This window comes from Burkholderia sp. PAMC 26561, from assembly GCF_001557535.2.
Taxonomy (GTDB): domain Bacteria; phylum Pseudomonadota; class Gammaproteobacteria; order Burkholderiales; family Burkholderiaceae; genus Caballeronia.
In genome coordinates this window covers 145343-164944 of the sequence record NZ_CP014309.1, presented here as the reverse complement: position 1 = coordinate 164944, position 19602 = coordinate 145343, and the positions used below count along the sequence as shown (strand labels likewise).

14 protein-coding genes are annotated in these 19602 nt (G+C 54.9%); 6 read left to right on the top strand and 8 right to left on the bottom strand.

Translation table 11 applies throughout. The features are described 5' to 3' along the window. Positions 1-1581, top strand: coding sequence for an IS66 family transposase (gene tnpC / locus AXG89_RS27515; RefSeq protein ID WP_062173840.1), 1581 nt, complete (start codon positions 1-3; stop codon positions 1579-1581). A gap of 43 nt (positions 1582-1624) precedes the next feature. Here the strand turns inward: tnpC and AXG89_RS27510 are convergent, their stop codons facing one another. Further along, complete coding sequence (locus AXG89_RS27510) at positions 1625-1972, bottom strand: hypothetical protein (RefSeq protein ID WP_236873512.1); 348 nt, start codon at positions 1970-1972, stop codon at positions 1625-1627. Positions 1973-4595: 2623 nt separating this feature from the next. Here AXG89_RS27510 and AXG89_RS27490 point away from each other — a divergent pair. Further along, a complete protein-coding gene (locus AXG89_RS27490; protein ID WP_062173844.1) occupies positions 4596-5708 on the top strand; it encodes an alkene reductase in 1113 nt (370 codons plus the stop codon). A 337-nt stretch (positions 5709-6045) separates the two neighbouring features. Here the strand turns inward: AXG89_RS27490 and AXG89_RS43470 are convergent, their stop codons facing one another. After that, entirely contained in the window at positions 6046-6243 is a 198-nt protein-coding gene (locus tag AXG89_RS43470) for a hypothetical protein (protein ID WP_082771638.1), read from the bottom strand. A gap of 1905 nt (positions 6244-8148) precedes the next feature. Here AXG89_RS43470 and AXG89_RS27470 point away from each other — a divergent pair. Genes AXG89_RS27470 through AXG89_RS27460 form a run of 3 tightly spaced genes read left to right on the top strand, consistent with a single transcriptional unit; the run spans position 8149 to position 11097 of the window. Then, positions 8149-9243, top strand: a complete 1095-nt coding sequence (locus AXG89_RS27470) for a glycosyltransferase family 4 protein (RefSeq protein ID WP_236873513.1) — start codon at positions 8149-8151, stop codon at positions 9241-9243. Further along, positions 9236-10276, top strand: a complete 1041-nt coding sequence (locus AXG89_RS27465; protein WP_062173847.1) for a hypothetical protein — start codon at positions 9236-9238, stop codon at positions 10274-10276. Before AXG89_RS27470 ends, AXG89_RS27465 begins: the two co-directional genes overlap by 8 nt. After that, a complete protein-coding gene (locus AXG89_RS27460) occupies positions 10273-11097 on the top strand; it encodes a glycosyltransferase family 2 protein (RefSeq protein ID WP_062173849.1) in 825 nt (274 codons plus the stop codon). The genes AXG89_RS27465 and AXG89_RS27460 overlap by 4 nt, the downstream gene beginning before the upstream one ends. A 227-nt stretch (positions 11098-11324) precedes the next feature. Here the strand turns inward: AXG89_RS27460 and AXG89_RS27455 are convergent, their stop codons facing one another. Further along, entirely contained in the window at positions 11325-12206 is an 882-nt protein-coding gene (locus AXG89_RS27455; RefSeq protein WP_062173851.1) for an H-NS family nucleoid-associated regulatory protein, read from the bottom strand. 936 nt (positions 12207-13142) lie between these two features. On the opposite strand from AXG89_RS27455, the gene AXG89_RS27445 reads away from it, so the two are divergent. After that, positions 13143-13427: a hypothetical protein gene (locus AXG89_RS27445; RefSeq protein ID WP_062173855.1), complete on the top strand. Its 285-nt coding sequence runs from the start codon at positions 13143-13145 to the stop codon at positions 13425-13427. A 159-nt stretch (positions 13428-13586) separates the two neighbouring features. On the opposite strand, the gene AXG89_RS27440 is transcribed toward AXG89_RS27445, so the two are convergent. The 5 genes from AXG89_RS27440 to AXG89_RS27420 form a co-directional block, all read right to left on the bottom strand. Then, positions 13587-14909, bottom strand: a complete 1323-nt coding sequence (locus AXG89_RS27440) for a hypothetical protein (RefSeq protein ID WP_069638446.1) — start codon at positions 14907-14909, stop codon at positions 13587-13589. A 197-nt stretch (positions 14910-15106) separates the two neighbouring features. Further along, a complete protein-coding gene (locus AXG89_RS27435; protein WP_062173859.1) occupies positions 15107-15316 on the bottom strand; it encodes a DUF1488 family protein in 210 nt (69 codons plus the stop codon). Between the two features lie 189 nt (positions 15317-15505). Next, on the bottom strand, positions 15506-15781 hold the full coding sequence (locus AXG89_RS27430; protein ID WP_062173861.1) for an HU family DNA-binding protein: 276 nt from the start codon (positions 15779-15781) through the stop codon (positions 15506-15508). Positions 15782-16361: 580 nt separating this feature from the next. Beyond that, complete coding sequence (locus AXG89_RS27425; protein ID WP_062173863.1) at positions 16362-16802, bottom strand: SET domain-containing protein; 441 nt, start codon at positions 16800-16802, stop codon at positions 16362-16364. A 1020-nt stretch (positions 16803-17822) separates the two neighbouring features. Continuing rightward, entirely contained in the window at positions 17823-19229 is a 1407-nt protein-coding gene (locus AXG89_RS27420) for a replication initiation protein (RefSeq protein ID WP_062173865.1), read from the bottom strand. Between the last annotated feature and the right edge of the window lie 373 nt (positions 19230-19602).

The following is a 19602-nucleotide window of genomic DNA, read 5'->3' as shown; positions in this document are numbered from 1 at the left end:
ATGCCGATCGAGGTCACGATCACCGCCGACGAATTGAAAGAGCTGCTCGCTGAGCGCGAGGCCGCTCGCGCACTGCGCGAAGAACAGGAAACGCTACGTGGCGCGTTGCGGCTCGTGACAGCGGAACGCGATCTTGCCGAGGAGCGGCTTCGTGCTTACCGTCGTGAACTGTTCGGCGCGAAGAGCGAAGCGCGGGGTTCCGATCAACTGGGTCTGTTCAACGAAGCCGAAGCGCTCAGTGCGAACAGCACGGCCGCCTTGGAAGACACTCCAGAGACGACAGCTGGTACGCATCAGCGCAAGCGGCGTGGTCATCGCAAACCGCTCGATCCGAATCTGCCGCGCGAGGTTGTGCGACATGATCTCCCCGAGGCCGACCGCTTCTGCACGAACGACGGTCACGCGCTCGTGGAAATCGGGGTCGAGATCAGCGAGCAGCTCGATGTGATTCCAGAGCAGCTTCGTGTGATCCAGCATCAGCGCGTCAAGTATGCGTGCCCATGCTGCGATCTCGGCATCAAGGTCACGCCGGCGCCCGCGCGCATCATCCCTCGCGGACTGCTTACCGAATCGGCGCTTGCGTGGATCGCCACGGGCAAGTACCAGTTCGGAATGCCACTTTATCGTCAGGCTGGTTTGCTGCGGCGCTTTGGCGGCGACATCTCGTCCAACACGATCGCCGCGAGCATGGTTCGCGTCGGTCTGGCAATACAGCCTGTGATTAACCTGATGCGCGATGCATTGCTCGATGCGGAGCTGGTCTACTGCGACGAGACGACATTCCAGGTCTTGAAGGAGAAGGGGCGTAAGCCTCAGACGAAGAGCTATCTCTGGTCGCAGATGACGGATTCAGGAAATCCGATCCGCTGCTTCACCTACACGCCCGGTCGCGGTGCGCACCTGGCTGACAAACTGTTCACGGGCATTCGTAAAGGTGCGGTTCTGATGACGGACGGCTATGAACCCTATAACAGCCTCGCCGAGCGATACCAGCTTGTTCATCTTGGATGCTGGGTTCACGCGAGACGATACTTCATCAAGGCAGAGGAAAATGTGCCTAAAGCAGCGCGCTCGCCCGATCTGCTGGCCACGCGTTTCATCAAGCTCATCGGAAAGTTATTCGCCGTCGAGACACGCAGCGCGCAATGGGCTGTCGATCGACGACAGCGATTGCGACAACGGTATTGTAGGCGCGTGCTCGATGTGATTCATAAGCTGTTGACCGAGCAATCTCCCGGCGTCGTGCCAAATAGCCTCCTCGGCAAAGCGCTAACTTACCTGCGCGGACAGTGGCCGAAACTAATTCGATACACCGAGAATGGCAGCTGGCCCATCTCGAATAATGCTTGTGAAAACTCGATTCGCCCATTCTGTGTAGGACGCCGCTCCTGGCTCTTTGCAGACACCGTTGCGGGCGCCAACGCCAGCGCTAACATCTACTCAATCGTGGAGACCTGTCGCGCCCACCGCATTGATCCCTATCGTTACCTCACCTGGCTGTTTCAACGGCTGCCACTTGCAAATACCGTCGATGAATACGACGCGCTGCTTCCTTGGAAGATGCCGGCCGACATTCCCTGATGGCGCGCTCCCTACACCGTCCACACTCCAACGGCGTGTAACCTTAGAGAGGCGTCGTTGATGGATCGCATACTTTCAGCGCGTGGTGAATCGTTGTTCCCTGAACGCCGGCGTCATGCCAGTCACGGATCTGCTCGCGAAACGGCTCGAGCGTGGACACGCATGTGCTCGGCAAATGTGGAGTGCGGCCAAACACGCCGGCAATCACGGTGTCGTCAGGCAACGGCTGCCCGGGATTCAGCCAGCCGCGCTCGTCGGCCATACGACGAACAGCGGTCAACTTCTTGCGACCCATCAGGCCGCTACGCCCGATGTCGCGATCAGAATCGCCTTGCCGCATGCGGACAAGGACTTGACGGTACTCAAACAATTCGAACCTCCGGTTGGTCATGGACACTCCGTTCAGAAAGAACGGGAGAGTACCCATCTGGAAAGTTCGAATCGCGTTCAACACCTCGCGCCAGTGGCGCCTATACGCCGATCATTGACTGGCTCCTTTACGCCGGTCACGGACTGGCGCCATAACGCCGATCCTGCGCTGGCGCCTATGCGCCGATCATCAGGTGGCGCCAATACGCCGATCCCGGAATGGCTCCATAACGCCGGTCAATGACACGCCTCGACGATGGATGGGTCCCTGGAAACACCAATGGTGCAAAACCAAATAAGGCCGGCTGCCGATATCCGCGAAATGTTTCTTCGCGTATCCGGCTCACGCAAGTCGGTGTCATGGGGCAGCGAGAATTGCGGTCCGGACGGCTGAGAACAGCCACATCAGCACGGTCTTTTGAAAGAAGTCTAGCCGAGTTCAAACACATCCAGCTGACCATATCAATGAATCGATACTGCATTCGTGACCATTCGTGACAGAAGCTTGGAATTCCACTTGCTCGTTCGTCCACGTCCTCACTTATATGATCGCTAAACGCCACGTACAATGCATTTTGAATCACCAAGCGAATGGACCTAACATGCAAATTCTAAGTGAAGATGAACGGCAGGCGATCCGTGCAGTAGCTGACGGCGATCGCTCGCAACTCGAGTGCGCGCGCCGTGCGTTTCACCGTGCCGCCCCGCGCCATGGCATTGCGTCCTGTGTCGAACTACAGTTTATGTCGGAAGTCTTGACGCCCGTGCCGGACCTCCTGCTTCGATCAAGCTATCGCCGTGCGTTGCTGCGGCAAACCGCTTGACTGCTGTGGTTTATCCGACGGGCGTTTGTTCGTCGGCTCTCCGTGCTCGCATTCGCATTACGACGCACTTTCATTGTTTAGGATAACGGCGCTTGATAGCAAATACACACAGCCCCATCCATTTGGTGACAAAAGTTCTAAGCCGACTTTGCGGTGGTGAGAGTAGGCCCCAACTTAAGTGTCGGCGCCCCTGGATGCGGGTCTCGCCGTAGGTCGCTTACCTGCTCAATCCCATTCTTCAGTACCGATTCGCAGAATGCAAGCCGAGACCGATAGTACTCGGCCTGCACCTGCGCATCAAGAATGCGCTGCTCTGCCTGGTACAACGCCATGCGCAATTCAGGCATTGCTTTCTGCGCTTGCTGTTCCACTGTGGGCGCGTAACGGGCAGCCCAACTTGCAATCCATCGCAGCATTTCAATTCTCCTGTCCGAACCTGTCTCGGCACACGGGTGTTAATCTCCTTTTAGCGCCGTGATCTAAACATACCAAATACTCGGATACTTACTTTAGAAAAAGAGCGCACTGTTGCGGAAACGTCGAAATGCTTTATCAAAAAACTCTTTGCGTCGTCTTCCAGCATTCACGGATATTCGACACGCACAGACACCGAAGCGGTCCGCAGTGACGCGCGGCCTATGATTATTGTTGATAACGACTTCACATAGAGATGTGACTAAAACCACGCTCTAAAATTTGCTCGAAACGCACCGAAACGGTCAACTTTCACGTCTCAACATGTGCATTGCAGACCCGGTTACGCAAAATCTCGTACATGGCAGCCAAGTAGCGCTCCCCTATCGCGGAACTGGTATCTGCGGTTGGAAGCCTCGGGACTCGCAGACCGATCTGCCGACAGACCATAGATAAATACGGTTTCGAATCGCCCTGGGCACAGGCCTGTGCCGCTAGCGCGATCTCTGCATCCCCAACTTGCCCACGTAGCCAAGCCAAAAACCCTCCGATCCCGATCGTTCTGAACGCGCACCCAATTTTCCATAGCGCCTCCTAAATACTGTACATATATACAGTATAAGCTAGCCGACTTTTATGACAAAGGCAAGGCATACTCAGCAAGGCTATCGCCAAGCGCAGCATAGATCGAGACGAAAAACGGAGCGGCACAAGTGCGTTGAACCCGGCGTGAGTCGCCCGTGCACAAGATGGTAATTTAACTATACGCAGTGAAACCCGGCGGCTCGGACGATCGGTGCCGGCCATGCTCGATAACCAAGCGGTACCTCGATAGCGCGCCCCAGAATACGCCTGTCGCCAAATGAGCAAGTCCGCGGGACTCTGTAGGCGAACGCTTGCTCGCACGTCCGGCATAGGTTCTGCCTTGCACATAGTGAGCGACAGCGTGTAATGACTCTGCGGCGCTCGATCCATGACACCTTCCCGCGACTCAACTGCAGCAGCGGCGATTGCAGCACAAGTGCCAGACGCGAACGCGCGATCGAGTGAGCGAGCAAATTGATGATTTGGATGTTGCTTCTGTGTGTAATCGATCCACCGCAAGGGGCATTCTCAGACGTCAATCCGTCCCAGCGGCAATGGGACATTGCTCTGTGGATGCTCTCGCGAATTTAGAAAGACGGCAAGGATTGCCTTCATTCGACCCAAACCACGTTTTACGTGCGCGTTACGAGTGTCGATATCAAGAAACACGACGAGCCGTCCGGCTTGAGCCCGGCGGCTTTTTTGTGCCACCAACCTTGTATGCACAACCTTCTGTCGCAAGCAGGGAGCGATTATTGCACGGCAACAAATATCACCGCGACCTGTTGCGCTCGCTTCGCTCACGAATAAAAGGAATCCCACATGTCGCTAGACAAGCTGTTATCACCGATCAAGGTCGGTTCGGTCGAACTCAAGAACCGCATGGTCATGGCGCCGCTCACACGCAATCGCGCTTCTCAACCCGGCGATATCCCGACCGACTTGAACGCGCGCTATTACGCGCAACGTGCCGGTGCAGGTTTGATCGTGTCCGAAGCGACACAGATATCGAAGCAAGGACAAGGTTATTTCGCGGCACCCGGCATTTATACGGACGAACAGGAAGCGGGCTGGACCAACGTGGTTAAAGCCGTTCACGAAAAAGGCGGCAGGATTGCCCTCCAGTTGTGGCACGTCGGGCGGGTCTCGCATCATCTCGTACAAGCCGATGACAACCAGCCGGTGGCACCGTCGGCTATTCGTGCCGAGAACACGACCGCGTTCGTGAAGCACAAAGACGGTTTGCTCGGACCGATTCCGGCCGATACCCCGCGTGCGCTCGAGACGCGGGAGTTGCCGGGCATCGTCAAGCAATACGTGAGCGCTGCGAAGCGCGCAAAACAGGCCGGCTTCGATATGGTTGAGGTCCACGCGGCCAATGGATATTTGCTGCAACAATTCATGTCGACGAATACCAATCATCGCACCGACCAATACGGCGGCAGCGTCGAAAGTCGCGTACGGCTAGTCGTGGAGGTGCTCGAAGCAGTGGTGGCTGTGTTCGGCGCAGATCGCGTGGGGATTCGCATTTCGCCGAAATTTGTCGGCTTCGACCTAAAGGACACGGAAGCGGAAGCGTCGTCTCTTTACTTGGCGAAAGAGTTGACGCGCCTAGGCGTGGCGTACATGCATATTGCTGAACCGGACTGGGCTGGCGGCGAGCCGTTGTCAGACCTTTTCAGGCAAAAGCTTCGCGCAGCGTTCAGTGGAAAGATTATTGTGTGCGGGCAGTACACAGCCGAAAGCGCCGAGAAGCGGATCGAACGCGGTCAGGCGGATTTGATCGCCTTTGGCCGCGCGTATCTGGCAAATCCGGATCTCGATGTGCGGTTCCGCGAAAACGCCCCACTCAACAAGCCAAACGTAGCGACCTTTTACCGTGGCGCTGATGAAGGCTACACTAACTATCCGACACTCGATGGCAGCTCAACCTAAACCACGATGGCTCACAGATCAGTGACTTGAAAATTCAAGAGAGCCGCTGCTTGCCGACAACCGTCGCAGGCGGCAGCCTTTTGCCAATCGTTTGTCGAGTTTGAGCTGGCCTGTCGGCGCGCGTCACTAAATCGGTTTTGCGATGACAGAAACCGAAAGTCATGTTGACGTGAGAAGTGGATGTCACGTTGAGGTTCTTCTTCCGCGCGGTCGCGGTAGTCGCGCATGCTTCGGCCAAACAGTAGCGGGGCGACCCCGGATCAAAGCTCCCACGTTCGGCCAGGACTAAACTCAGTTGATATGCCGTGGTTTGAGGAAATCAACCACTTTCCTCGACCTAAGCATAATCTGATTCGCCTGACGGGGGAACGCCAGACGCGGAGTCCGGATCGACTAATGGGTTATCGTCGTCCTCCTTTGACGGCAACGGCTGATTTAAGCCGGGCTCTACCGGCGCTGGTATTGCATCGCCAACCGGTTTGGAAACTTCCGTTGGCGGTTGTCCCGGGTCTTCGTCGCGCGCGCTCGTTGTCATGTCACCCTCCAGTCGTCATGTATCCACCTATCTGAGCAAAAAGGAGGCCTCAAGCTGTAAGCAAGGCCTGCGGCTAGACTTCGCGGCTGAGATTAAACAGCACGAGTTATGCGGCTTTGAATCAGGAGTGAATGGCCTGTGGTCGGCCCGCCTCGTTGATGCACAATCGCTGCGTCCTTGAATTTTGGCAGCGGCCCTCTTCTTGTCTGCAACGGGTTTTGAAACAATGAATTGCCCCTTTTTAGTCGATTACGGAGGCTGTTGTGGATATGCTTGTTTGTCGAATGCATCCATGCCGGAGGGCGGCCTTCGTAGCTGAGCTGGGAACGGCCTTCGGCGACTTAGTGGACGGAGCGGTGTCTCGCGGGATGAATGGCAAGCCGGGAGTTCACGCGCGCGAAAACGCGCGCTTGGTCGGAACGCCGCCAGCCGACCATCACACTCTGGATGGCGACCAGGGACGTTCGGGACTGTCACTGTTGCGACGGGTGTGACGAATGTTGCGTCGGAACTGCGACCAGGTGAAGCCAGCGCATAGTTCGTGCACACCGCCGCACGATGCAGGTCAAACAGAAACGCTAGATGAGGAGTTGCATGATTGTAGAGAGTGAACGTCGCGCCGAATTGTTATGCTTCCTGGTCCTGACCGCTGCGGCTTCGCATAGGTTGACCAATGAATGGCGAGTGGACCACGTGGTCGAAAGTTGCCGGCTATGGCTCAGACGAAACGCTGTAAAGATGCCGTGGCTTGAGCGAGTCAACCTGGGGCAACTCGCACTACGGCTCGCGAGACATGACCTGTTCAAAGCCAAGGTCGTGATCCGGCAGGCTCACGTTCAAGCGTTATTCACGGGAGATATGTCGTTGAACCTTTCAAGCTCCATGGTTCAGCGCGTGTTGGCAATCTGCTCGGATGCGATCGCGCAGCGCCAATAGCAGCCGGCTTTTGGTTACTGAAGAGCCGAGACATACGCGCTAGCGTTGTATCCCAATGGCACAGCGCATCGCTATCGTGATGCACCGACGGGTTCCAATAATCTTCTCAAGGATCGTTGCTCAGTGAGCGTTTCCGAGCAAATGCCGAGCTCATCGACCATCGATCGCCGCCGGCGACGTCTTCAATCCATCCCCGGCAATAGGCATCGACATCGCTAGACCGGGCCGCGCGAGAAGAGAAGTGCACGACAGTACTTTCGCCATGGGCGTTTCGCAGATAGTCGGACGAAGATTTTGCCAACCCGGTTTCCCAGGTCTGAGATTGCCGAAAGATAATCAGATAGAACCTTTAGCTTGCGACAGAACTACCTTCAAATGGCTCGATCGCCTTATGGACCGAAAAGCGTCCCGTTCCGCTAACGGGGCTTTACGTATCTCGTCCCAGCAGTCTAAACACTCGCGCGGTCGTTCAATCTCAACATACACGCATTGATATGTATGTCGGGCCGATTAAGCTGGCATCTTTATTGCGGCTAAGCATCGCAGCCGTCATTAGCAATGTGCGGAGTGATGAGTTGCTATCTCCGGCCTTGGAAGTGAATCTTTTGTCACGAGGCAGGGCGGAGACCGGCAAAAGAGTGAACTCACCTAGATCTGAAGTCTGTGATGACCGATCTCTTTACTGAAAACGGAGCTTACGCGAAGGCCTAACAAGTGTTGGAGCAAGCGGCCAGCCCAGTTGACAGTGTAGAAATCAAATGAGCTCAATTGTTTTAAAGGGTGGGATACCTTGCCGTCCTACCCACTCGACGAGGTGAAGTCCCTGACAAGAAGCTTCACAAGAATTAGCGCAGCAACGAGTTTCGTCGATACGCTATTACTGTTCCCACACGCGGTCTACCGATGGTCGACCACGTGAAAACTCGCTCAAGACCGCAATGATGCGCGAAGGGCTAACTCCAGGCCATTGTGAACCCATCCCGTTTGAAGATCGGAATCCTCACGCACATCAAACACCCAATCCGCGAGCCCTTCGCAGGTGGCCTGGAGGCATTCACCCACGACATTACCCAGCACCTCAAGCATCGCGGCCATGACGTGACGCTCTTTGCGCATCCCGATTCGGCGCTCCGGTTGAATGCAGTGCCAATGGCGCCTGTCGGCAGTTATCGCGGCGATGCCGTTAAACATGAACACGACACGCTGAGCTCCGATTTTATTGCGGAACACCATGCGTACATGGACTGCCTGCAGGGTATCGATGCATACGAATTCGACATCATCTTCAATAATGCCCTGCACTACGTTCCCGTCACAATGTCTGGCATGATCGCCACGCCGATGCTGACCGTTCTGCATACGCCACCATTTTTTGAAATGATCAATGCCATTTCCGCTCAGCACAGACGTGGCGGCGGTAACTACTGCACGGTGTCGCGCTCCAATGCAGCAGACTGGGAGGAACTGACGCCCGACTGTCACGTCATTCCAAATGGTATTGACCTGGAGCAATGGCGGCCGACGCATAGACCTATTGGCAACCACGCATTCTGGTATGGCCGGCTTGTAGCCGACAAGGGCGCCCATCTCGCGATCGACGCAGCCCAACTTGCAGGAATTCCATTACGCATCGCGGGGCAGGCAATTGACCGCGCGTACTTCGACGAAGAGATCGCGCCCCGGCTTTCGAGAAATGTCGTTTATCTGGGTCACCTGTCGAGGGCCGAGCTTGTTGAAGAACTTGGTTGTGCGAGCGTCTGCCTCGTCACGCCGTGCTGGAACGAGCCGTTTGGACTCGTCGCGGCTGAGGCTCTGGCCTGCGGCACGCCGGTCGCGGCATTCTCTCGAGGTGCAATTCCTGAACTTTTGACTGCCGAGACGGGCGTGCTTGCTTCGGCCAACGACGCAGCGTCACTAGCCACAGCGTTGCTCAGCGCACGCACGCTCGATCGTGCCGCGTGTCGCCGCCATGCTTCATCGCACTGGGATATAGATCTAATGGTCGCTCGTTATGAGGTTCTACTCGCCAACTTGGCCCGGCTAAAGGTTCGTGATTATGGCTGAGACAACAGTCGGCTATTACGCGCATCATCAGGGAGCAGGACACGTTACGCGCGCCTTGACGATCGCAGCCCACCTGCCCGGCTCCGTGACATTGTTCGGCAGCAGCCTGCCTAGCGAAACCGAGCTTGCCAACGTAACGCTTTGTCACCTCCCAAGCGACTACGATGAGCACACACTCGTTGATACTCCGGTAGGCCTTCACTACGCGCCGTTGGCTGTAGCTGGCCTTAGGGAGCGCATGGGCGCAATGGTTGACTGGTTCAGATCAAGCTGGCCGTGTTTATTGGTCGTTGACGTATCTGTCGAGGTTGCGCTGTTTGCGCGACTTTGCGGCGTGCCGACGGTCTATGTGCGTCAACGCGGACATCGTCTCGATCAAGCTCATACGCTCGCCTACGCATGCGCGAGCCGTTTGCTTGCGCCCTATCCTGCACAGCTTGAAGAACCTGACACGCCTCTGGAGTGGACGCTCAAAACGGATTACGTCGGATCAATTTCGCGCTACGGTCGTTCCCCTTCCATGCGACAAACCAACCACCGGCATGTGACAGTCATTACGGGCTTCGGTGGTACGGAATTGACTGTCGCACGGTTGGTCGATGCCGCACGAGCTTGTCATGATTGGCAATGGACTGTGCTTGGACCAGTCGCCGACGATCCTTCGATTCCAACGCCGCCAAACCTCCAGCTGCTCGGCATGGTCAACGATCCGCTCCCATGGCTCACATCCGCACATGTTGTCGTAGGATCAGCGGGCGACAGTCTCGTGAGCGAGATCGCGGATCTGCGCTGTCGATTTATCTGCGTGCCTGAAGTTCGCCCGTTTGGCGAACAACAATCCGTCGGAGAACGGCTTGGTGGAGCCGGTCTGGCGATACACTGCGCGGTTTGGCCTGCGGCGGAATCGTGGCCCTCATTGCTCGATCGCGCCGCAGAGCTCTCGCCTGCGAACTGGACCACGTTCGCAGACGGCACCGGCGGGCAGCGCGCCGCGTCGGCTATCACGCGCACGGCACAAGAGGTAGGGCGATGAATGTCTTGACTCTCGTGCACGGTCGTCGCGGTCATTTGCTCAACATGATCCGTGGCCTTGAGCAGTCGACGGTACCGCCGGCTGCGCTCGTTATCGTGCAGATGAATGAAACGCCCTTCCGGTGGGAAAGCTCGCGTTTCCCGATCGTTCATTGCGCCCTAGACAGCGGCGACGACAAGTTACCGCTCGCAGCCGCTCGCAACGCTGCCGTCGACAATGCACCTGGTGATGACCTTGTATTTCTCGATGTGGACTGTGTTCCTGCGCCGGATCTGTTGGCAGCTTATCGCGATAAACTTGCCCTCTCAAAAAACGTCCTGTACCAAGGCGAGGTGCTGTACCTTCCCTCGGCCCTGGAGAACACTGAAACGGCAATGGACCTATTTGCGCAATACGGAGCGCCCCATCCGCTTCATGTGGGGCGATGCAGCGGTGAAACCGTGCCGCACGCCCTCTTTTGGTCACTCAACTTTGCGTGTCAACGTGAGACGTTCGAGCAAATCGGCCGCTTCGATACGCAATACCGCGGCTACGGCGCAGAAGACACGGATTTTGGCTTTCGCGCGGCGGAAACCGGAGTGCCAATAGAGTTCATCCAGGCGCGCGCGTTCCATCAGTTCCATCCTAGCTTCGATCCGCCGCTCAATCACCTTACAAGCATCGTTGCCAACGCACGACTCTTCCGCGCGCGCTGGGGATTTTGGCCCATGGACGGCTGGTTGACTCAATTTGCGAATGCTGGCTACATCGAAATGGACGATGAAGCGATCGTGCTGCGCCGAATGCCGACACGCATTGAAATCGCGGCAGCTCTACGATGAGGCTGACCCGTCACAAAGTAAGATAACCTTCGCATGGTGCTTGGCTCTGAGATGAGCCGACGCCACGGCAGGTTCGGAAGGGGTCGAGCCGTGGTACCCGCGTGCCGTGCATGTCGGCGAATCATGCATGACCGCCTGCGGTTTGAATCCAAAAACAGGGCTGCGGGTCCTGCTGGTTGCAACAGGAGCGAGCGGCCGAAAGGCCGCCCTACTTACTCTAGCTAGATTTACACTGCCGGCGCTGTCAACGCTGCTTGTGGATCGCTGACAGCGTCAGCCACTGTCGGTGCGGACGCTGTATTGCTTAATCGAGTCGCCTTCTTTGCAACTCTCTTTTTCGCGACCGGTCCTGACTTTTTAGCCGCAACCTTCTTGCGTCCAGCCACGGCTTTCCTCGACGGGGTTTCCTTCCCTTCACTTTTCACAGCAGTTGTTTTTTTGACAGTGGCCTTCTTCGCCGCAACCCTCCGCAATACTTTTTTGGCCGCGCTCGCTTTTTTGGCAGCTGCAGGCGATTTACGCGTCGCTTTGGTCGCGAGTTCAGTGACGGGCGACGCACCCGCCTCTTCAATCAAGAATTTGGTGCGGTCTTTGACGTTCGCGAGCCACGCGGGTGCGCGGCCTTTACCGCTCCATGTTGCGCCTGACTTGCGGTCGCGATATTTAGCCGGCTGCGGTCCCGTTCGGTACCCGCGGGGTTTCGCGGTAGCCGTTGCATTAGCGTTCTTGACTGCGGGAGACGTGACGTGCGCCGCCACCGCATTGTTTTCAATCAAGAACTTGGTGCGATCTTTTGCTTTCGCGATCCAAGCCGGTGCGCTTCCACGGCCGGTCCACATGGCACCGCTCTTCGGATCCTGAAACTTCGGAGCGACTTTAGTGCCAAGGGCATTGGATGCTTTCCGCTTTGTCGTAACAATCGGACTGCCTGCCCCTTTCGCTTCCCGCTTCGCTTTTGCTTTGGCTTCGATATCTTCGGTCGTTAATCCGTGTTCCAGCATCAGGCGACGAATCTGGTCCAATGCAGACTGCGCTTTCTTTGCGATCAGCGCGTCGGCTTGCGCCTGCAACCTCTTAAGCTTTTCTTGAATGACTTCGAGTGTGGGCATAGTACTTCCGATAGTAAATACTTGCACTATGCCATGCCGCTTGATTTATGCAAACAAACTAGTCAAATCACAGCACTACATCCATGTACGACACTACTTTGCGACCACAGACTTACCTTTATTTCCTGTACTTTGATGCTTGAGTCGGGAGGTGGTATAGATTGTCGCTTCCAAAACCATCGGTATCCATTTGCCTTGATGGAAGTTCATTGAGACTTCCCTGATCCTTCTTTTTTAGATTCGATCTGCCTTGCGCGATCCAAGCTTCTTCTTGTCTCGTCCCCCGGATCGGGTATGCGAAAATCCCCGTCATTCCAAAAATATAGCGAGCACAAAGAAGGATCCCTGGAGCCTTCGTCGCCGTTTAAAACGACAATTTGAGCCGGATATCGCTCAGTAGGTTAGGTAAGTCGTAACACAGACTGTCATTGACTCAAGCTTCGACGCATCGAGAGTAGTATGTCTCGCATCTGTTACACGAGGAAGTTGATATGGCCGAATTGAGTTGGTTTAACCAAATCCATCGAGAGTGGCTAGCGCTTAAGCTTCACGATACGGCGTTGGACATCGAACAGTTCTATCGACATGTTGTATCCGCGTATAGATCGGGTTTTGCGCCACTCGAGTCCATTGCCACGACCGCCAACGCCCTGCTGTTATCAACAATCGCCGGCGCTCCGTATCTTGGCCGGAAACTTCTTGTGCAGGTCGGTATCGATAAGCATCCAGCGTTGCGCGTCGCTACGCGTTGTCGCTCTTTGCAGGCACGGGCGGCGACAGCGACCCGGAGTTAGCCAATCGCATCCTTGGAGACGTCTTGAAGGATGAAAACGTGCAAGACAAGCGGAAGGGATTTTCGGCTGCGGCGCTTGGCGATAGCGCCCGTCTTGGACGGGGCGAGGCGCCTGACGTCGAGCTCGCAAAGGCGAGTACGAGATGGCATTCGGCTTTGGTCATCGCGAAGCTGCCCAAACGCTCGCTCTCTATTGGGAGAATCGCTGGGGGTGTGCGGCGTCAGGAGACTCGCTTCCTAACCGCGCAATTGCGCAGATGTGGTACAAGCGTTGCGGCGAAAATAGTCAAAATTTGCTGCAGATATCAAGCCCCGCCACTTCGAAGATAGTGACCTGCGATATCTTCCGGCTCAGCATCATCCGTCAGGCTAGACGCCGATTGACCGCCATACCGCTGCTCGGCTTGATAGATGCCTTTCCTCGATGAGCCCGTAGATGCGACGCTTCGACGACCTGTTTCAGCGGCGTCTGACCGACCTAAATCTGCACAAACCTGTTTGTGCCGCTGCCCCCCGCTTCCCGGACAAGCTAAACGAAAAGTGATGTGTTGATCAATCAAACAATGGGTCCAGGAAGAAATACTTAATCAGAGCAAAACCATTTGTTGCAAGAGTTCCAACGCCGTGGTTTCATTCAAATGACCCGTCCGCGCCTTCGCAGCAATTGTCTTCAGCAATGCTTCAGCGATGGGTGGAATGCCACGCAGATGAGCAAGGTCGCTTGCTACTGAAAGCGAAAACGCTTCGTTAGCCAAATCTTCCTTGGTACTCGACAATTGGTTAAACTGGTCTGCAACCTCAACCTGTTCAACGGGTGGTTTAAGTAAGGGTGCAGCCGCCATCGCAGTCGTGACATTTTCCATCGCGTTGCTCATCACGTCTTTCTCCGAGACGCCAACATTTTGCGATGGAGACACCGCACTGGTTTCGTCCACATCATCTCTCGCCGCCGCTTGCGGTTTTGGACTCGTTGCTGTTGGCATCACTTTCTTACGTCTTCTCGAGGTCGGTGCGAGGAGTTCGTTCACGTGACCAGGCACGTCATCCGGCTGTCGCGGCGTGTCGAGCCACCCCGCTGGCAGCTCCAATACATCGGTAAATCGCTTCGCCTCAACATCGTCCAAACGCTTCTTCCCGTGCAGCCGATGCGCCATGTTTGACTGGCTTAGATTCAACATTCGGCTCAGCAGCGCTTTCGATCCATTGCGAGCAGTCAAGACATGAAGGTTTGCTTGTCGAACCTCAGTGACCGACGGCGTGCTCGCCAGTTCAAGCGACTGCTGCTGCACCGCCTTAGCCGCTTTCAAAACGCTCTCCGGCTGCTCATTCTTCGCGCTTGCGCTGGTACCTTTCGGCGCAACCACTTTGCCCTTTTTGCTAGCCGGTACGGGAGCGGTGCTGGTCTTTCTTGGCATATCAACATCCTTGGCTGTTACAGCTTCGCTCACCGTGGGGTGCTCTATATGATCGGCGGACTGATGGCTCGGTGAAGGCTCCACGGGTTCATCAAAAACGCTGTCATTCGGCCTATTTTCCAGCGGGGAACGCAGTCGTGCGATCACGTTTGGTGGCAACGTCGGATTTGGATGATCGAAGAAACCATCGGGAAGACCAAGCGACGTTTCCATGTGAAACGCCGTCTCGGGCGTAAAACGCTCACCGCTGACCAATTCCGCGATGCGGGCCAGATTCGAGTCGAGACCCAATGCCACATTTTCGGCACCAACGGTGTCGACGAGTACTTTGAACGCTCGAGTCTTAAATATAGATGCTGTCTGGGTCGTATCCTTTGCCTGAACGGGTTTTACATAGTGTTTTTTTTGCGTCTGAGGCGCGCTGCTCGGCGGGTGCTGGCGCGCTGGACGTGGACCGCTGCCTCGCGAACCTGGGCGTCCAAATGTACGACTCATAAAATGAAACTCCGAATGTTTCGCTCGCCAATTTAGATAAGAGCGAGAGCCCAATATGCAAACAAATTTTTGTCAGGTGGCTCAAGGTTTGGCTACTGCAATACATTGAATCTAAAAATTAACCAGGCCTACGCGTCACCGCAAAACCGATAAGGGCTCAAAGTATCTGAGCGTGTTGAAAGCGTAAGCGCCTACTGCTAAAAGTCTTGCTCATCAAGGCGAACTTTTGTCGAACCGCTACGTAAAGCCAAACGTCGCGTGACGGCCGCGATGCGATGGCGGCCGTCAGCAAATATACGCAGCACATGGCCTTCGTTTGCATCTGGGCGCGACCAGAAGTACTGCTCTAACGCCGTCTTCGTGATCAGTGCGCTTACTTCGCGACCAGCGTTCAATGCCGTGGACATAACGACCCGGCCATCCTCCACAAGGGTTGGTTCATATGAATGTTGCACGCACTTCTTTCTTTGTCACTTTTCAGAGCTAAGCCGAGTCAAACGAATCATAACGCAAGCGTATCGACCCCAATGCTAACACTGCACCGCCTATGAGCACGTCGGGATTACTAGCGCGCAAACTGCCGGAAACACGGGGCGTTACTGATTGACGCTATCCTTGAAGCCTTTTCCTGCAGTGAACTTTACTGTGGTAGCTGCAGCGATTTGCAGCGGTACGCCGGTTTTTGGATTGCGCCCCGCGCGAGCGGCACGTGCCCTCTTACCGAACGAACCAAAGCCGATTAATTGAACGGTATCACCTGACACCACTGCTCGCGTGATCGCTACTAGGACCTCATCTACGATCTCGCTGGTCAAAGCCTTGCTTGCGCCGGTTTGTGCCGCGACTGCATCAACATGTTCTTGCTTGTTCATCAAAGGTCCTCTCAAGAGTTTTTTTGTTGGTCAATCTTTACCATCTTGCGTTAGGTCGGCACCAAGAGAGGTTTTAAGATAATCGATTAATATTTGCTGCGCGCTAGCCTCGGGTTCCCGCCACCCTCAACAGTGCCCGCTCCCGTTCAGGATGCTGCACAAAAGCTTTACCGTCAACGGCAATGGTCGAAGACTTGCCCTTGGTCTCAGCTGACATACGGAGAACATGGCTGAGGCTGCTAAGCATCGACGATTCGGAAGTTTAATTGTTTATTATGCTTCTCGGGACGTCCAAATGCAGACCGCAACGCTGTTGCGGATGCAGCTCGCAGGCATGCAAGTGCGACCGGCATAAAAATCGATCTCCTCTGTTTTCGAAGTGTTACAGGTTCGACGGGCGGTGCGGGATCGTCGACTGCGACGGCGCGTCAGCTGAACTTTATTTGCCCGATTAATGTACGCTGGCGATACGTTATCTTAAGCAAATTGATACGGAGTGCCAACAGATGGAACGGCGCAGGTTCGATTTAAGCGTGACGTTGAGCTACAGTTGATGAATGTTTTGCAATTTTTCTGCCTCTCATTGCACGTAGAGCATCGTCAGGCGACAATTTTTAGCACCACATCGACGGCCATAGGTCGCCGTCAACTTCTTAGTAGTACGGCTTCCAGTGTCGAGCCGATAATCAATGAAGGTTTGTTCACCAAGTTTGATTTTTTCGATAGTACGGGTACACATCCGATCGCCGTCCTGTTCGGCCTCTCGGTTCGTTTCACAACTTTGACTGATCCAGCATGCGGAATTTCCGCTAACGGTTCCATCGATCGCCCGGCCGTCGCCTAAACCAAAAAAATGACGTGCGGCCCTCCACGCTTTCGTGCGCGCAACCCGATGATTGGCCTCGCGTTCAGAAAGCACTTCGCCCTTGTATTCCAGCAAATAGTCGGCGTGCGCAATAATGGTATCGGCGAATACGCCGCGTCCATGGATCGGAGAACGCCTTACGAAAAATTCCTGCACGTTTCTTTGCCGCTCAATAGGCTAAATGACCGTCATCGATGACACATCAAAAGACGGAAAGTGACAGATTTGAGGCGTCTGGTTTCTGTCTAATAACATTGCTCGTTTTAAGCAACAGCCTCCTCGTGGGACACTGGTGCGTTATAACGATCGCGTAGCTGAGGTACTGGGTATCGCCAGACGTAACAAGTCCACGGGAGATCTGTTCATGCGAGCAGTACAACACGGAACCGTGCGGTCGAGTGTAGAAACCTGATAGCGCTTGGTGGCTGCTTCCTTCGCTAACATGTTTCATTCACTCGGCCCTTACTACTTACTTTCGCGCTATTGGTTTTTCAACAAGCCTTGAAGAAGCTGTACTCGCGTACACCATGAAGTATTCTACCGAGTTGACATTGGGCGGTCTGATTCTTCGAGACACAGATGCCACTCGTGCTCGACTTGCAATTATCTTCGCTGCAAAAGACAACGTAGAAGTATGACTCGGGCTCGGTTCGGCTAGCCGGCGGTGCAAGCTCAATGCCTCGCTACTCGTTCTGCGTTCAAGCGACATCCGCCAGATTAGAGTTCAACGGCCTTTTATGTGCGCTAAGCAGTAACGACAAACTTTACTCATCGAGAGCCTGGCCGAAATCTTCCACGGCGGTTTCGGATTTGCGTCGGCTGGCGCGCAATCGCTTGAAAGCAGCGATTGTGTCCATATCATAGTAGTGAACGATGACATGTCACGATGTGGCGCTTCGATTCCGTAGGAGGCTCAACATTGCGTCGGAAAAATTCGCCAATCCTATCGACGCTTACATTAATCACCACTGCCCGAATGAAGCGGATTAGCGCGCGTAATCACGGGCCGGTCCTCGGTGCAGTGCTTTATCACGGTCAACACGACTGAATCAGCCTTCAATACGAGCACTGCCTCTTCACCAGTGTCGTTCAAAGCGGGTAATAGGCGTTCATTTCCGTGCGCGCCACTCTCCTGACCATTAGGCAGTTTATCGTCTGTGTGCAGTTAAAATCGCATCAGCCTTGACGAGCGGACAGCGCTTTTTTCATCTTTACGAAGACATGCGAGCAAAATGCATCGGCGACAACCCGGTTTGCCGTGAGGATATTGCTTGGCGTCAGCAATTCGCGAGTCAGTTCCTGTTTTTCAATGAGTCGTTGCGGTATCCGCTGCCCAACGAACGAATTAAACAGATCGCTTTGCGTCTGTGCATCGGAGGAACCGAAGAAGTCGCGCCCTGCTCTAATTTCATCTTCCATCTTGGCTTTAGCGACGTTTTCTTGTGCCTGCCGATGGGCGTTAACGTTCGCCGTGACGACTTCGCGCGCCAGAGCGTCTTTCTTGTTTTCCGCAGCGTGCGCAAGTTTGAGTGCGGCCATCTTGCGGTCCGCTTCACCAATCCGATAACTGCCTTCCAACGCTTTGAACAAATATCCTTTTGGGCTGACTGTAATCGCACCACGGTCGAGCTGGAAGCGAGTGTATTCAATCGCTTGCTCAAGCCGAGCGTCGGTCCAGACGGCGCGATTTTTCGCGAGCCGTTCGAAGTCGGGGGAATCAAAGGCGAACTCATGGTGAAGCACGAGATACATGGAATCTTGGATGCCGGCGCGGGCAGCGTCCGCGCCTTGCTTTTTGGTGAACCTGAAACGAAGCTTCAATTTCTCGGGTGCAATGCGCTCAGCGTTAGCTTCCCAACTGACATCGAAATCGGAGACTTCGTTCAGTTGCTCGATCGCGGGCTGAAGGAAACGCTTTTTAAATTCCTTTAATTCCTTACGCGATTCGCCCACTTTGCCAGGCCACTCCAGCACGTCTTCGTATGCGAACCACTCCGTCACGCCCGGCCCTTCGCAGGGAATGAGCCGGTCATAGATAGCGCGCGCGAGCGAAAGCGAAAATGCTGTCGACGCGCGCAAACTCAGCCAGTGCGCTTTGTACGGGCTAATTAGGTATTTGATAAGCCGCCCGGACAGCAGGATGCAGACAACATTTCTCTCGATATAACAGTCGCCTAGCAGCCCGATGGTGCCCCACGAATCTTTCTCTGTCAGTTCTTCGATAGACGGAGCCGTCATGATTTCGACGCGTGCCTTGGCGGCGGCTCGCATCAACGAGATTAGGTGGCTATGGTTACGGCTGTCGTAGCGCATCAGCCATTTGAAATAATTGATTTCGGCTGTGAAGGTGTAGACACGATCGTCGGAAAGCTCCTCAGGCGCTTTTGTTGCCACAATGAAGTAGGCTGCGTCAAGCACCCGCCGCGCGGCAATTCCGAGCCCGCCTACACGGGTAAAGATGTTATTCCTGAGGAAGCCAATATCCCTCGTGGCACCGCTTATAGCCGTGCCTTGAGCGGACATGTCGTCATAGATGTCCAAGGCAAGCTGGTGCGGCGTAACAGAGATATTTTTGTTTTCCATGCGGTGGTTTCGACCTTAATGCTGAAACTTTATCAGTCGCCAGAAGGGTGTCAACACAAAAACCACCCCGTTCCAGTGGTCGCCCCGTCGCGCGTCGCCCCGAATTGGATTGACCATCGATTCTGTTTGGCATGAGTCGCGCAACACAATTTCCACCCCTAACGTCCCAATTTTCGCCGGGGTTGCCCAATTTCAGGTCGACCCTTCACAAAAACCACCCTGTGGGTCACAAAAACCACCCTTATTCACAGGAGTCGGCGTTGATTTCTAACGGAATTTTTTTCCTGTTTGTATGTTCGTGGGTTATTTTTTAAAGATTACAAAACAAACCTGCATCCAATTTGTCCGAGCTTGCTTTATTCATTTTCGAAGA